The organism is Labrys okinawensis, from assembly GCF_002982075.1.
GTDB lineage: Bacteria > Pseudomonadota > Alphaproteobacteria > Rhizobiales > Labraceae > Labrys > Labrys okinawensis_A.
Window position 1 is genome coordinate 26,025 of the sequence record NZ_PUEJ01000004.1, and the last position, 12,530, is coordinate 38,554.

Below are 12,530 nucleotides of genomic sequence, written 5' to 3' on the forward strand. Positions count from 1 at the left end.
AGGCCCTTCAATTCCTGCGCTGAATGGTCATGGTATCATGTCCGATCATGCGCGCAGCCAGATTGGGCAATTGGGTGTCGATTTTCGCCTGAAGCAACGGCGTCAGGGCCGTCACCCCCTCCCCGATCGGTTCGGGCGAGGTGAACTGCACGAACTCCTCGACGAGATCGGCCTCGACCAGCCCGGCCGCAAGCCGGGGGCCGGCCTCGACCAGGAGGCGCGTAACGCCCCGCGTGCCCAGCAGACGCAAGGCCTCGCCGAGATCGAGGGACGCTCCCTCGCCGGGAGACAAGGCGGAGCAACCGATCCGCATCACTTCAACGCCCGCATCGACCAGCCTCTGTTCCGGATCGACCGGCGCATCGGCGCGGGCCATGACCCATACCGGCACCTCGCGCGCCGTCTCGACCAGCCGCGAGGAGAGCGGGAGCCTGAGCCTTGAATCGAAGACGATCCGCAGCGGAGACTGCGCAGCCATGCCGGGCAATCGTACGGTGAGCAACGGGTCGTCATTCAGCACGGTGCCGATCCCGACCGCGATCGCGTCGCTCTGGGCCCGCATCAGGTGCACATGGGCGCTCGCCTCCTCGCCGGTGATGCGCACCGGCCGTCCGCCGGGACCGGCCAGCTTGCCATCCGCGGAGACCGCGATCTTCACCGTCACGCCCGGGCGCCCGAAGGTCACGCGGGTGATATGCCCGACATGGGCCTGGAAGGCCTCGTCGGCCAGTACGCCCTCGCGGACCTCGAGGCCATAGCGCCGGAGCATGTCGAAGCCGCGTCCGCCCACGCGAGGATCGGGATCGCGCAGGGCGCCGACCACGCGCGCTATGCCTCCCCGGGCCAAGGCATCGGCGCAGGGGCCGGTGCGTCCATAATGCGAGCAGGGCTCGAGGGTGACATAGGCCGTGGCGCCCTTGGCCAGCGATCCCGCCCCGGCCAGTGCCTGGGTCTCCGCATGAGGACGCCCGCCCGGCTGTGTCCAGCCCCGGCCGACGATGACGTCGGCATCGCCGACCCGCCGGACGATTACGCAGCCGACCGCCGGATTGGGCCAGGTATTGCCAAGCCCCCGCCGCCCCAGCGCCAACGCCGCCCGCATGAAGCGTTCGTCGCGCCGCAGGGCGTCGATGGCGGAGACAGGCATCGCGAAAGTCACAGGAGGAAATCAAACCGGCATTGGAAGCTCGAAGCAGCAAATAGGCTTGCCGCATGTGTCATGCAAGCGCGGCACAGTCATGTCACGCCCATGCGGGCCGGAATAGCCTACTCCTCGTCCGCCCGCGTCTCGTCCTCGATGCTCAATTCATCCAGAACGGCCGTGAAATCCTTGGCTTCGCTGAAATTGCGGTAGACCGAGGCAAAGCGCACATAGGCGACGTCGTCGAGGGCCTTGAGCCCCTTCATGACGATGCGGCCGATCTGCTCGGAGGTGATCTCGCTCTCTCCCAGGCTCTCGATCTGCCGAACCAGGCCGTTGACCAGCCGTTCGACCCGCTCCTCGTCGACGGGCCGCTTGCGTAGCGCCGTACTGATCGAGCGCGAGAGCTTGTCGCGATCGAAGGCGACCTTGCGGCCGGAACGCTTCACCACCGTCAGTTCGCGCAACTGCACGCGCTCGAAAGTGGTGAAGCGTCCGCCACAATCGGAACAGACGCGGCGGCGGCGGATCGAGGTTCCGTCATCGGTGGGACGGCTGTCCTTCACCTGCGTGTCGGGCGCGCCGCAATAAGGGCATTTCATGGACTATTCCTGGGAGCGCGGACGTCCTCGTCCGCTCCTGGAAACCGCTTGCTCGGAGGTAAGGAGAGCAGACGAGGACGTCCGCTCTCCCAGGGACTCAATAGATGGGGAAACGGCCCGTCAACTTGTTGACCTTGGCGCGTACCGCCTCCTCGACCGCGCCATTGTTGTCAGCACCGTTCTTGGCCAGGCCTTCCAGCGCCTCGGTGATGAGATCGCCGACTTCCTGGAACTCCTTGACGCCGAAGCCGCGCGAAGTGGCGGCGGGGGTGCCGAGGCGGATGCCCGAGGTCACCATCGGCTTCTGCGGGTCATAGGGAATGCCGTTCTTGTTGCAGGTGATATGGGCGCGCTCCAACGCCTTCTCGGCGAAATTGCCGGTCAGGTTCTTGGGACGCAGGTCCACCAGCATCAGGTGGTTGTCGGTGCCGTCGGTGACGATGTCGAAGCCATTGCCCTTGAGATTGGCCGCCAGGGCGGCGGCATTTTCCACGACTTGGCTTGCATAGGCCTTGAACTCGGGCCGCAGCGCCTCGCCGAAGGCCACGGCCTTGGCGGCGATGACATGCATCAGAGGCCCGCCCTGCAGGCCCGGGAACACGGCCGAATTCACCTTCTTGGCGATCTCCTCGTCATTGGTGAGGATGATGCCGCCACGCGGCCCACGCAGGGTCTTGTGTGTGGTCGAGGTCGCCACATGCGCGTGCGGGAACGGGGAAGGATGGGCCCCGCCGGCAACCAAGCCGGCGAAATGGGCCATGTCCACGAAGAAGTAGGCGCCGACCGCATCGGCGATCTCACGGAAGCGAGCGAAATCCCAGTGGCGGGCATAGCCCGAACCGCCGGCGATGATCAGCTTGGGCTTGTGCTCATGGGCGAGACGCTCGACCTCGTCCATGTCGACGCGCTGGTCGTCGGGACGCACATTATAAGGAACCACGTTGAACCAGCGGCCGGACATATTGACAGCCGAGCCATGGGTGAGATGGCCGCCGGCATTGAGGTTCAGGCCCATGAAGGTGTCGCCCGGCTTCATCAGCGCCAGGAACACGCCCTGATTGGCCTGGCTGCCGGAATTGGGCTGGACATTGGCATAGGAGCAGCCGAACAGCTTCTTGACGCGTTCGATCGCCAGGTTCTCGGCCATGTCGACGAATTCGCAGCCGCCATAATAGCGGCGGCCCGGATAGCCTTCCGCATATTTGTTGGTCATGATCGAACCCTGGGCCTCCAGGACCGCCTTGGAGACGATGTTCTCGGAGGCGATCAGCTCGATATGGTCGCGCAGGCGGCCCAATTCGAGATCGATGGTGCGCGCCAGCTCCGGATCGGCGGAATGCAGATCGGCGGCGAAGAAGCTGTTCGACAGGGCGGCGGAGCGAGCGTCATTCATCGTGGCAGGGCCTCGTTGGAGAAGAGGCAGACGACATAACGGAGTTGCACCGCAAAGTCATGTCTGCAAGCGACCAAAGTTGCGCCATGACTGGGAAGCAGCCCCGAAACGCAACAGCGCCGCAGACGAGGCTGCGGCGCTGCCGATCTTCTTCAGGTTGAACGAGGGCGCGCTGCCCTGCCTCAGCCCTGCTCTTCCTTGGTGACCACCGAGAGCGAGGCGAAACCGTCCTTGTTGTAGACATCGTCGCGGAATTCGACCAGGCCTTCCGGCGTCGCCCAGGCTGTGACATAGGCCCAGAACACCGGCACCTTGGCGACCGGGTTCACCGTCGTCTGGGCGCCAGAGCGGATCACCTCGTCGATACGGTCGCGGGTATATTCCGTTCCCTGCAGGATCCAGGCGACCAACTCGCGTACATCCTGCACACGGGCGCAGCCGGAGGAATCGAAGCGGTAGTCCGAGCCGAACACAGACTTGTAAGGCGTGTCGTGCATGTAGACGCCATACTGGTTGGCGATGTTGATGCGCACCTGACCGAGCGAATTGCCGAAGCCCGGATCCTGCCGGAAGCGCATTTTGGTCGCTTCGTCGGTGTTCCAGTTGATCTGCTCGGGCGTGATCTCCTGGCCCTGCGGCGTGAAGATGCGGATGTGATGGTCGGCCAGATAGCTCGGCTCCTTCTGCATCAGAGGGATCAGGTCCTTCTTGATGATGGAGAGCGGCACCGTCCAGTAAGGATTGAAATTGACGTTCTGCACCACGGTCGACAGGATCGGCGAGGGCCGGTCCGGCTTGCCGATCACGGTGGAGTGGCGCTGCTCGACCACGCCGTTGTTCACCGCTTCCAGCTCGGTCGCCGGAATGTTCATCATGATGTAGCGGTTGCCCAGATTGCCCATCGAGCGCAGGCGCACGATGTTCATCTGCAGCTGCTTGATGCGCACGTCGATCGGGATGGCGAGAGCGGCACGCGAGGTGTCGCCGACGACACCGCTCGCCAGGATGCCATGACGCGACTGGAAGCGCTTCACGGCGCCGTCGAGATAGGAATCGAAGACGGGCGAGCCGCCCAGGGAGGGCGCCAGATCGCCGGAGGCGATCAGGCGCTGCCGCAGCGAGACGACGTCGGGGCTGCGCGAACCGAGCTGCAGGCGGCCCTTGCCGGTCACCTCCGGCCAGCCGCCCTGGGCGGCGATTTCGCTATATTTCTGCAGGGCGTTCTGCGTGGCCTGCAAGGTATAGGCCGAGAAAGTGGGCGAGGAACTGCTGGCCTGCCCGATGGGGCTGGCTACTGAATCGTAGCGTTCCTTCATCTCCATCTGACCCAGGCCGTAGTCCTGTGCCAATGCCGGCCGCGCCAGCGCGGTGGCGGCGGCCCCCAAGGCCAAAGTGGAGAGAAAACCACGACGAGAATAGTCAGACATCTTGTTCCAATCCTGCAGCAAAGCCCGCTTGCGACACGCACCTACCGTACCGGTAATTCCCTGCGGTCATGAATTAACCGAGCCCTATACACGGGATAGGTAAACGAACCGAGACCAAAAATTGGAACCCGTCATCGGCCCTTCACTATCCCGCTATACGAAACTTGCGTGGATCCCTATCGCCAGAAAGCGGCAAAACCGGGACAAATGTGGCAAGTGGCGTCACGATCACCGCGATGTGAGCGCGAAGCCCGACGCGCGTGACATAGTTGCAACAGCCCGCTGATCGCCTCTCACGGATGGCGCCGCTCGCGGGAAGCCAAAAAAGCAAGACCGACATAGAGCACGATCAGGACGCCGATCGTCGTCATCATTGCATATTGGCGTCCGAAGATCTCCGGACGGAACAGCGAGATGACAAAATAGCTGCCGGACGCGATCAGCCAGATCACCCCGCCCCAGGTCGCCGCCATCCACAGGCCGACGGCCGCGACCAGATCGAACACAGCGAACACGATCACGGCACTCTGGGTGAGGACGGGCATATCGAGGAAACGGTCCGGATCGGCCTGCCCGATCCCCAGGATCAGGCACCAATGGATGATGCCCTTGGCCATCCACAGCACGGCTACGGCACGCATGAACCACAACAGATAGGCGCCGTAGGGCGGGCCGTCGCGGTCAAACTCGATATCGCTCATCTCGTGCCTCGTTGCTGCCGATCCTTCTAACCGCGCCAGGAGCCAAGGGCAAATCACCCCGCCGCATGGCGGTGAATGAAATTCGGCCAATGAACGGGACGAACTATATCCCGCCGTCTCTCCGGTACGTTCCAGGTCTGGCAATCCGGCCCCTGCATTTGCCGCTACCGGGGTGTGACATGACGGCATGCCTGCACTCCGCCGGATGTGATAGAACCTTTCCAAAGTTCATTTCGAAGAGACTGCCATGCCTTCCTCCGTAACCCCGCTCAAGCCCGCCCTCGCCTCTGCCTCGGACCGCCTCGACCTCATCGAGCGCCCGCGCCGCAACCGCAAGAGCGAGTGGGCCCGCCGGCTGGTGAAGGAGAATGTGCTCACCACCAACGACCTGATCTGGCCGATCTTCGTGCAGGAGGGCGAGAATCTGAGAAGCCCCGTTGCGGCGATGCCGGGCGTCGACCGCGTCAGCGTCGACATCGCCGTCGAGGAGGCACAGCGCGCCGCCGCCCTCGACATTCCGGTGGTGGCGATCTTTCCCTACACCGACCCTTCCCTGCGCGATCCCACTGGGAGCGAGGCTCTGAACGCGCAGAATCTGACCTGCCGGGCCTGCCGCGCCATCAAAGCCAAGGTGCCGGAAATCGGCCTGCTGACCGACGTCGCGCTCGACCCCTACACCTCGCACGGTCATGACGGGCTGTTGGAAGGCGGACGCATTCTCAATGACGAAACCGTGGCGCTGCTGGTGCGACAGGCCCTGGTCCAGGCTGAATCCGGTTCGGACATCATCGCACCCTCCGACATGATGGACGGCCGCGTCGGCGCCATCCGCGCCGCGCTCGATGCCGCCGGTTTCCTGGACGTGCAGATCATGGCCTATTCGGCCAAATATGCCTCGGCCTTCTACGGCCCGTTCCGCGAGGCGGTGGGCTCCTCCGGCGCACTCAAGGGGGACAAGCGCACCTATCAGATGGACTATGCCAATTCGGATGAAGCCCTGCGTGAGGCCGAGCTCGACATCGCCGAAGGTGCCGACATGATCATGGTCAAGCCCGGCCTGCCCTATCTCGACATCGTCGCCCGCCTCAAGCAGAGCTTCGGTCGCCCGACCTTCGCCTATCAGGTCTCCGGCGAATATGCGATGATCATGGCCGCCGCCCAGAATGGCTGGATCGACGGCGAGAAGGCCATGATCGAAAGCCTCACCGCCTTCAAGCGCGCCGGGGCCGACGGCATCCTGACCTATTTCGCGCCGAGGGTTGCCGAATACCTGCGCGGCAAATAGCGGGCCGCGCCGTCCATCCCTACCGGTCGATATGGCCGAGGTCGCGATCGGGATCGAGCCGGTCGCGCACCAGCTGCTTGAGGGCCTTCACATCGGGAAAGCCGCCGTCGCGCTTGCGCTCCCAGATCTCCTGGCCTTCATATTCGATGCGGAAGGCGCCGCCGGTGGCCGGCACCAGCGTGACCTCGCCCAAATCCTCTGAAAAGGTCGAGAGCAGTTCCTGGGCCATCCAGGCGGCCCGGAGCAGCCATTGGCATTGCCGACAATAAACGATGGTCACACTGGGCTTGCCGTCACGCATCACGAGTCTCGAACCAGGAAAGGGAGTCGAGGATATCCTCGCCGGCGCCTCAGGAAAAGCACGCGGTTGAGCAAGTCCTTGTTCTGACCGGCGAGGTTGCTGTCCGAATCGCGGCGAGCCTGTACTCTGACCTGCAGACAGCGCCGATATCAAAATTCGGGTCAACCGGTCTGGCGCGAAGATTCAGGCGGCACCCTTGATCCATCGTGTCATCGCCTTGGTTCTCGTCACCTTGTGCCTGGCTTCCTGTCGCGACAGCCTCGACCCGCAGGAAATCCGCATCTGCCGGCAGACATTGCCCGCCGTGACGCTCGATGCGGAGAGACTTACCGTTACCGCCATTGCTCCAGCCTCCGCACCGTTCAAGATGCGCATCGACTACCGGGCGCTGTACCAGGGGCGCAGCAGCAACCACAGCGTATTCTGCGCCTTCGAACCGAGCTCCCCCGATAACCGGTTCGCCGAGCTGAGCGCCCTGACCGCCGACGGTGGAGCCCTTGCTCCCTGGAAACTCCATCTTCTCAAGCGCTATTGGCTCGAGCGCCCCGAAGCCGTCCTTGCCGATCCGGGCCCGGGCGAAACCGTGGCCGACGTCCCCGAGGTCCCCGGCGGCGTCGCCTTCCTGGTGCAGAGCCTGGGCAATGGTGTGCCGACCACGGCGATGACCATGCTGATCGCGGTGGCCTATGCCCTCGTCTTCGGCCTGGTCCAGCGCATCAACCTGGCCTTCGGGGACTTTGCCACGCTCGGCGGGGTGATGAGCGTTTCCATCATGCTGGTGATGCTGGCGCTCGGCTCCCGGTCCCCGGCCGTGGATCTCGTCGTCGTCTTCACCGCCGCCGTGGGCCTGGTGGTCGTGGCCGGTCACATGGTCGAGAAGCTGGTCTTTGCTCCCCTTGCCTTCCGCCGCGGCCAGACCATCCTGATCGCCACGGTAGCCGTGGCTTCGGTCATGCGCGAAGCGATGCGCGTCGCCCAAGGGCCCAACGATCGCTGGGCGCCGCCGATCACCAGCCCCTATCTGCCCGTGGTGCGATCGGGCAATTTCGTCGTGCACATCACCGTCATGCAGATGTCGATCGGTGCGGGGGCCGCCCTCGTCGCCCTCGCCGTCGTCCTGCTGATGCGCCGGAGCGAGTTTGGCCGGCGCTGGCGCGCGATATCGGATGATGCCCTGATGGCCAATCTCGTCGGAATATCGAGCCGCGGCATGCTGGCCCTGACCTTCGGCCTCGCCTCCGCGCTGGCCGGTTTCGCCGGCTTCATCATGACGGTCTATTATGGTGGGGGTGACGCCTATGGCGGAGCCATGATCGGCCTCAAAGGCTTGGTCGCAGCCGTCATCGGCGGCATCGGTTCGATCGAAGGGGCCTTGCTCGGCGGACTGGTGCTCGGCCTGTTCGAGGTCATATGGCAGGCCTATTTTCCGATCGAACATCGCGACGTGGCCGTAATGACCTTTCTCGTCCTCATGCTGATTTTCCGCCCGGGCGGACTGTTCGGCTTCGCCGATGCCACCCCCCGGCAGGTCTGAGGAGTGGCTTCAAAAACGGCGCCGGGCGCGATAATTTGATGTCGCCCGGCAGCGGGACTCTGGCGGGACGCGGCGCCCGGTGGTAGCTTTCGCCTTCATGCATGGAGAATGGCGTTGAGCATTGAAATACGCGACTCACCGCAATTCTATCTGACCGCGCCGTCGCCCTGTCCCTATCTGAAGGGCAAGCAGGAACGCAAAGTGTTCACCCACCTGATCGGTGAACGGGCTGCGCGCCTCAACGACGTGCTCAGCCATGGTGGTTTCCGCCGTTCGCAAACCATCGCCTACCGCCCGGCCTGCGAGAATTGCAAGGCTTGCGTTTCGGTGCGCGTGCCGGTTGCCGATTTCATCAGGACGAAGTCCTTCCGCCGCGTGCTGGCCGACAATCGCGACGTGGTTTCGCAAATGCGCGGCGCCGCGCCGACCTCGGAACAATATTCCACCTTTCGGGCCTATCTCGACCAGCGCCATGCCGATGGCGGCATGGCCGACATGACGGTGCTCGACTATGCGATGATGGTCGAGGACACCCATGTGAACACGCAATTGGTCGAGTACCGCCTATCCGGCGCCGGCTTGCCGTTGAACCGGCAAGGTGAGGGTCCGCTGATCGGAGTTTCGCTCACCGACGTGCTGGCCGACGGCCTGTCCATGGTCTACTCGTTCTATGAGCCCGCCATGGCGGGACGCAGCGTCGGCACTTTCATGATCCTGGACCATATTGCCCGTACGCAGGCGATGGGGCTGCCCTATCTCTATCTGGGCTACTGGGTCGAGGGATCGCGCAAGATGGCCTATAAGGGGCGCTTCCTGCCGCAGGAGCGGCTTGGTCCCAATGGCTGGGATCGCGTCGAGAAATAGGCGCCCGGCTCATCGCCTGTCATCTTTTCTGAAAAACGTTCAGGCCCCTCCGGCACGGCCCCTCGCCCCCTTCACCCATGTTTCTGAACGCCAGATGACCAGAGCGTTCGCGCCTCGTTCAGGCAGCTGATGGCATCGTGTCCTCATTGCTCCTCGAGTTCCCATGAGCTCGAGACCCCTCAATGAGGTAACCGATGAATATTCTCGGCAAGACCATGATTGCGGCCTCCTTCGCGCTGACGGGCCTTGTGGCCAGTGTCGGCACGTCGTCGGCCATGAACGTCGCTCCCGTGGCACCGGGCGCCTCGCCGCTGGTTCAGGATGTCCGTTGGGGCTGCGGCCCCGGCTGGCAACCCAATCGCTGGGGCCGCTGCGTCCCGATCCGCCGTCCCTACTATGGCTATGGCGGCGGGTATGGGTATGGCCGCGGCTGGGGTCCTCCTCATCCCCGCTGGGGCTGGCGCGATGGCTACCGTCCCCGCTATGGCGGCTGGGATCGCCCCTACTACCGTGAGCGCCGCTGGGACAATTATTGAGCCTATCAAACGAGTTCCTGGGGGCGGTAGCGTATAGCCGCCCCCCTCCTCCTACCCGGCCGAGCCACCGGTGTCTTGCGTAATTGGCTCACATTCGGAAACGGTGCCCCAGGCAAGCGCCCTTATCGCGTAGGCAAGACGCTGTACGGGTGCTTTCGCGGACACTCGGCCAAACGCGGCTTGTCAGGCTGCAATGCCGCGCCAGACCGGTGTCCGTGCCTGACGGCACCGTTTTGATTCCAAGCTCCGCTGGTGCTCCCGCGCTTTGCTTCAAGAGACCGCGAGCGGATCCAGCCGGGCTGCCGCTTCCACGACGGCTTGCCTTTCGGGCATGCCATCCCAGCCATTGCCGAGTTCGCATTTGAGGCTTGCGGCCGCACTGGCAAAGCGGGCGGCATCGATCACAGGCCGCCCCTCTGCCAGTCCGGCGGCCAGCGCGCCGTGAAACACATCTCCTGCCCCGGTGGTGTCGAGCACGTTGACCGGCAGGGCGGGAACCAGGGTCAGAACGTCGTCAACCCACCATAGCGATCCGCGGGCGCCCAATGTGACGCCGAATGTACCGCCGAGGCGCCGGGACAGCGCGTCGCAGCCCTTCGCATCCGGTTGCCCCCCGTCACTGGCGAGCGCAAACCCCTCCTCGGAGAACACCGGCAGGCTCGCCCGTCGCGCCAATTCCAACAGGAGAACCGGATCGGTGACCTCCGCATCGAGCACCGAAGGGACTCCCGCCGCAGCCGCCGCATCCAGCGCCGCAAGAGAAGCCTCGTGCCAATTGATGTCGGCAAGCACCGCGCCGGCCCTGGCGATGTCCTGCAGCGGCAGGTGGGCCGCCGAGGCTGGCAGGTCGGTATGGTCATGCCCGACGATGAACCGTTCGCCCTGGCGGTCGACGATCACCACGGCGGTGATCGTGTTCATCTCCCCGCTGCATTTGACGCCTTCGATCCCGACTCCGTGACGGCGCAGGCGCTCGCACAGAAAAGCCGCTTCGGCATCATTGCCCAGACGGCTCCACAATTCGGCCGGCTGCAGCAGACGCGCACAGGCAACGGCAGCCGTCGCCGCCGGCCCACCCCCACGCTTGAAATGATGGCGTGCCGTAACCTTGACCGCCTGCCGTGGCATTTCGTCGATTTCCAGCACCTGGTCCACCGTGGTGGCGCCGACACAGATGACCGGTCGTCCGGTTTTCATAGGCTCTTGCATGATCGCCCTGCCTTCGCCGCCGGAGCGTGCCGCCAGCTGCTCTTTTTCGGGATGTTTCCTCACGGCGATATTAAGGGCAGTTTGTCAGACAAAACAATGTGACAATCCACCCTCCAGCGTGGCCGAGACGGCGCGAAGCGGCATTGAAACGGCTTGGCAAGCCTGACCAAACGTAAGCTTCCCTATCGATATAACACCCGCGTCACGCTCGTGCTGGTGTTGTCGAGCCAACATTCGGGAAGATCGAGGAAGCGCGCATGTTGCACCTATGGACAAGAGCGCTCGCCTCGTACTGCCGTAATAAATTACCAGTGGACTTGGTCGCTCACGCTCATCGAGGCACGATGAAAAGCCCGGTCCGCACAAACGCAGCCGCGCCTTCTGATATCAGGCAAGCGGGTGGCTCGAATTGGGCACCCGACCTCCGGATCCGGTCAATCGTGAGGGGGCGGATTCGGAATGTCATCATGGCTGAAACCGATTTCGGCTCGATTCTTTCGGGTCGACATCCGATGGGCCTGCTGGCGCTATTCACAGGCCCGGTACGCCTGACGGCGAATGCGCAAATTGGCAATGAGGCTGACAGGCACCATCGTCACCGACAGAGATTCATCGGCTGTTGCGATGCAAGATTGGACCAGACCGCCCGGTAGCGATGCAAGCGCGTGGCTACCAGGCGGACCTTTCGCGACCGCCCAACCCAGGAGCTAGGACTATCGCCTATCTGACTAACCATCCCCCCTCCGAGTTGTCGAAGGGAACCAAGACGCATTTTGCACCTATCAATACGACCGATCGCACGGATGAGATCGAGGAAAGTTCGCCTATGCCCCTTCTGTCGGCATTCACCGTCGCTCCCACCATCGAGACATCACGCTTGATTTTGCGTGCGCACAAACCCGGCGATCTGGAGAGCCTCACGGCCATGTGGGCAGAGCCCGCGGTGCTTCGTTATGTACGCAAATCCCCTTATCCGCGGGAAGAAGTGTGGACTCGCATGCTGCGCTATGCCGGCCATTGGCTCTGGATGGGGTTCGGCTTCTGGATCGTGTCCGACAAGACCGATGGCCGCTTCCTTGGTGAGGTCGGCATTCATAATTTCGAGCGCGACATGGAGCCGGAATTTTCAGGTACGCCCGAACTCGGCTACTCCCTGATCGGGGCGGCCCACGGCAAGGGCTATGCCACCGAGGCGGCCAAGGCGGTTCTGAGCTGGTTCGACAGTCATATCGATCTGCCGTACACCAACTGCATGACGAGCCCCGACAACATCCACTCCCAGCGGGTCGCGCTCAAATGCGGCTATGAATATCTGCGCCAATCCATTCATCTGGGCTCCCCGGTTGCGATCTTTCGCAGGCGCAGAGTCGTCGCCTCGTCGCCATGATTCCGATGTGAAGGCACGGCTCGATTGGCTCGATGACGTTAGGGACGGTAAAACCTTGACTGAAATTCGGACAAAAAAGCTTGCCGGCGGGAAGCGCCGGCAAGCTTTTGCCAGAATGGAAACTGATCCGAGCTGATGAAAGTTCCTCTT

General features: G+C 63.5%; 13 protein-coding genes. 6 read left to right on the top strand and 7 right to left on the bottom strand.

What is annotated here, in order from left to right; translation table 11 throughout:
• Positions 1 to 7: 7 nt before the first annotated feature.
• The 5 genes from ribD to C5L14_RS10520 all read right to left on the bottom strand — a co-directional run bounded on the left by ribD (position 8) and on the right by C5L14_RS10520 (position 5,264).
• Positions 8 to 1,147, bottom strand: a complete 1,140-nt coding sequence (gene ribD, locus C5L14_RS10500; RefSeq protein WP_105862022.1) for a bifunctional diaminohydroxyphosphoribosylaminopyrimidine deaminase/5-amino-6-(5-phosphoribosylamino)uracil reductase RibD — start codon at positions 1,145 to 1,147, stop codon at positions 8 to 10.
• Positions 1,148 to 1,266: 119 nt separating this feature from the next.
• Complete coding sequence (gene nrdR / locus C5L14_RS10505) at positions 1,267 to 1,743, bottom strand: transcriptional regulator NrdR (protein ID WP_105862023.1); 477 nt, start codon at positions 1,741 to 1,743, stop codon at positions 1,267 to 1,269.
• A gap of 97 nt (positions 1,744 to 1,840) precedes the next feature.
• Positions 1,841 to 3,136 (bottom strand): serine hydroxymethyltransferase, encoded by a 1,296-nt coding sequence (gene glyA / locus C5L14_RS10510; protein WP_105862024.1) that lies wholly within the window; start codon positions 3,134 to 3,136, stop codon positions 1,841 to 1,843.
• Positions 3,137 to 3,318: 182 nt separating this feature from the next.
• Positions 3,319 to 4,563, bottom strand: coding sequence for a L,D-transpeptidase family protein (locus C5L14_RS10515; RefSeq protein ID WP_105862553.1), 1,245 nt, complete (start codon positions 4,561 to 4,563; stop codon positions 3,319 to 3,321).
• A 293-nt stretch (positions 4,564 to 4,856) separates the two neighbouring features.
• A complete protein-coding gene (locus tag C5L14_RS10520; protein WP_105862025.1) occupies positions 4,857 to 5,264 on the bottom strand; it encodes a DUF6163 family protein in 408 nt (135 codons plus the stop codon).
• Positions 5,265 to 5,511: 247 nt separating this feature from the next.
• On the opposite strand from C5L14_RS10520, the gene hemB reads away from it, so the two are divergent.
• Positions 5,512 to 6,549, top strand: a complete 1,038-nt coding sequence (gene hemB, locus C5L14_RS10525) for a porphobilinogen synthase (RefSeq protein ID WP_105862026.1) — start codon at positions 5,512 to 5,514, stop codon at positions 6,547 to 6,549.
• 19 nt (positions 6,550 to 6,568) lie between these two features.
• On the opposite strand, the gene C5L14_RS10530 is transcribed toward hemB, so the two are convergent.
• Positions 6,569 to 6,850 (bottom strand): SelT/SelW/SelH family protein, encoded by a 282-nt coding sequence (locus C5L14_RS10530; protein WP_068298899.1) that lies wholly within the window; start codon positions 6,848 to 6,850, stop codon positions 6,569 to 6,571.
• Between the two features lie 196 nt (positions 6,851 to 7,046).
• On the opposite strand from C5L14_RS10530, the gene C5L14_RS10535 reads away from it, so the two are divergent.
• The 3 genes from C5L14_RS10535 to C5L14_RS10545 all read left to right on the top strand — a co-directional run bounded on the left by C5L14_RS10535 (position 7,047) and on the right by C5L14_RS10545 (position 9,784).
• On the top strand, positions 7,047 to 8,384 hold the full coding sequence (locus tag C5L14_RS10535) for a branched-chain amino acid ABC transporter permease (RefSeq protein ID WP_105862027.1): 1,338 nt from the start codon (positions 7,047 to 7,049) through the stop codon (positions 8,382 to 8,384).
• 114 nt (positions 8,385 to 8,498) lie between these two features.
• Positions 8,499 to 9,248 (top strand): arginyltransferase, encoded by a 750-nt coding sequence (locus C5L14_RS10540; protein WP_105862028.1) that lies wholly within the window; start codon positions 8,499 to 8,501, stop codon positions 9,246 to 9,248.
• Positions 9,249 to 9,442: 194 nt separating this feature from the next.
• Positions 9,443 to 9,784 (top strand): GCG_CRPN prefix-to-repeats domain-containing protein, encoded by a 342-nt coding sequence (locus tag C5L14_RS10545; protein WP_342588405.1) that lies wholly within the window; start codon positions 9,443 to 9,445, stop codon positions 9,782 to 9,784.
• A gap of 270 nt (positions 9,785 to 10,054) precedes the next feature.
• Here the strand turns inward: C5L14_RS10545 and C5L14_RS10550 are convergent, their stop codons facing one another.
• Positions 10,055 to 10,981, bottom strand: coding sequence for a PfkB family carbohydrate kinase (locus C5L14_RS10550; protein ID WP_181161116.1), 927 nt, complete (start codon positions 10,979 to 10,981; stop codon positions 10,055 to 10,057).
• Positions 10,982 to 11,460: 479 nt separating this feature from the next.
• On the opposite strand from C5L14_RS10550, the gene C5L14_RS29965 reads away from it, so the two are divergent.
• Positions 11,461 to 11,646 (top strand): hypothetical protein, encoded by a 186-nt coding sequence (locus C5L14_RS29965; RefSeq protein WP_146126883.1) that lies wholly within the window; start codon positions 11,461 to 11,463, stop codon positions 11,644 to 11,646.
• Between the two features lie 95 nt (positions 11,647 to 11,741).
• The gene (locus tag C5L14_RS10555; RefSeq protein ID WP_181161117.1) at positions 11,742 to 12,380 is read left to right on the top strand and encodes a GNAT family N-acetyltransferase; all 639 of its coding nucleotides are present in this window, start codon (positions 11,742 to 11,744) and stop codon (positions 12,378 to 12,380) included.
• The last annotated feature ends 150 nt before the right edge of the window (positions 12,381 to 12,530 follow it).

Bases quoted from the DNA above. Each gene is read 5' to 3' on its own strand.
- ribD (WP_105862022.1), bottom strand. From the start codon at position 1,147: ATGCCTGTCTCCGCCATCGACGCCCTGCGGCGCGACGAACGCTTCATG.
- nrdR (WP_105862023.1), bottom strand. From the start codon at position 1,743: ATGAAATGCCCTTATTGCGGCGCGCCCGACACGCAGGTGAAGGACAGC.
- glyA (WP_105862024.1), bottom strand. From the start codon at position 3,136: ATGAATGACGCTCGCTCCGCCGCCCTGTCGAACAGCTTCTTCGCCGCC.
- C5L14_RS10515 (WP_105862553.1), bottom strand. From the start codon at position 4,563: ATGTCTGACTATTCTCGTCGTGGTTTTCTCTCCACTTTGGCCTTGGGG.
- C5L14_RS10520 (WP_105862025.1), bottom strand. From the start codon at position 5,264: ATGAGCGATATCGAGTTTGACCGCGACGGCCCGCCCTACGGCGCCTAT.
- hemB (WP_105862026.1), top strand. From the start codon at position 5,512: ATGCCTTCCTCCGTAACCCCGCTCAAGCCCGCCCTCGCCTCTGCCTCG.
- C5L14_RS10530 (WP_068298899.1), bottom strand. From the start codon at position 6,850: ATGCGTGACGGCAAGCCCAGTGTGACCATCGTTTATTGTCGGCAATGC.
- C5L14_RS10545 (WP_342588405.1), top strand. From the start codon at position 9,443: ATGAATATTCTCGGCAAGACCATGATTGCGGCCTCCTTCGCGCTGACG.
- C5L14_RS10550 (WP_181161116.1), bottom strand. From the start codon at position 10,981: ATGAAAACCGGACGACCGGTCATCTGTGTCGGCGCCACCACGGTGGAC.
- C5L14_RS29965 (WP_146126883.1), top strand. From the start codon at position 11,461: ATGGCTGAAACCGATTTCGGCTCGATTCTTTCGGGTCGACATCCGATG.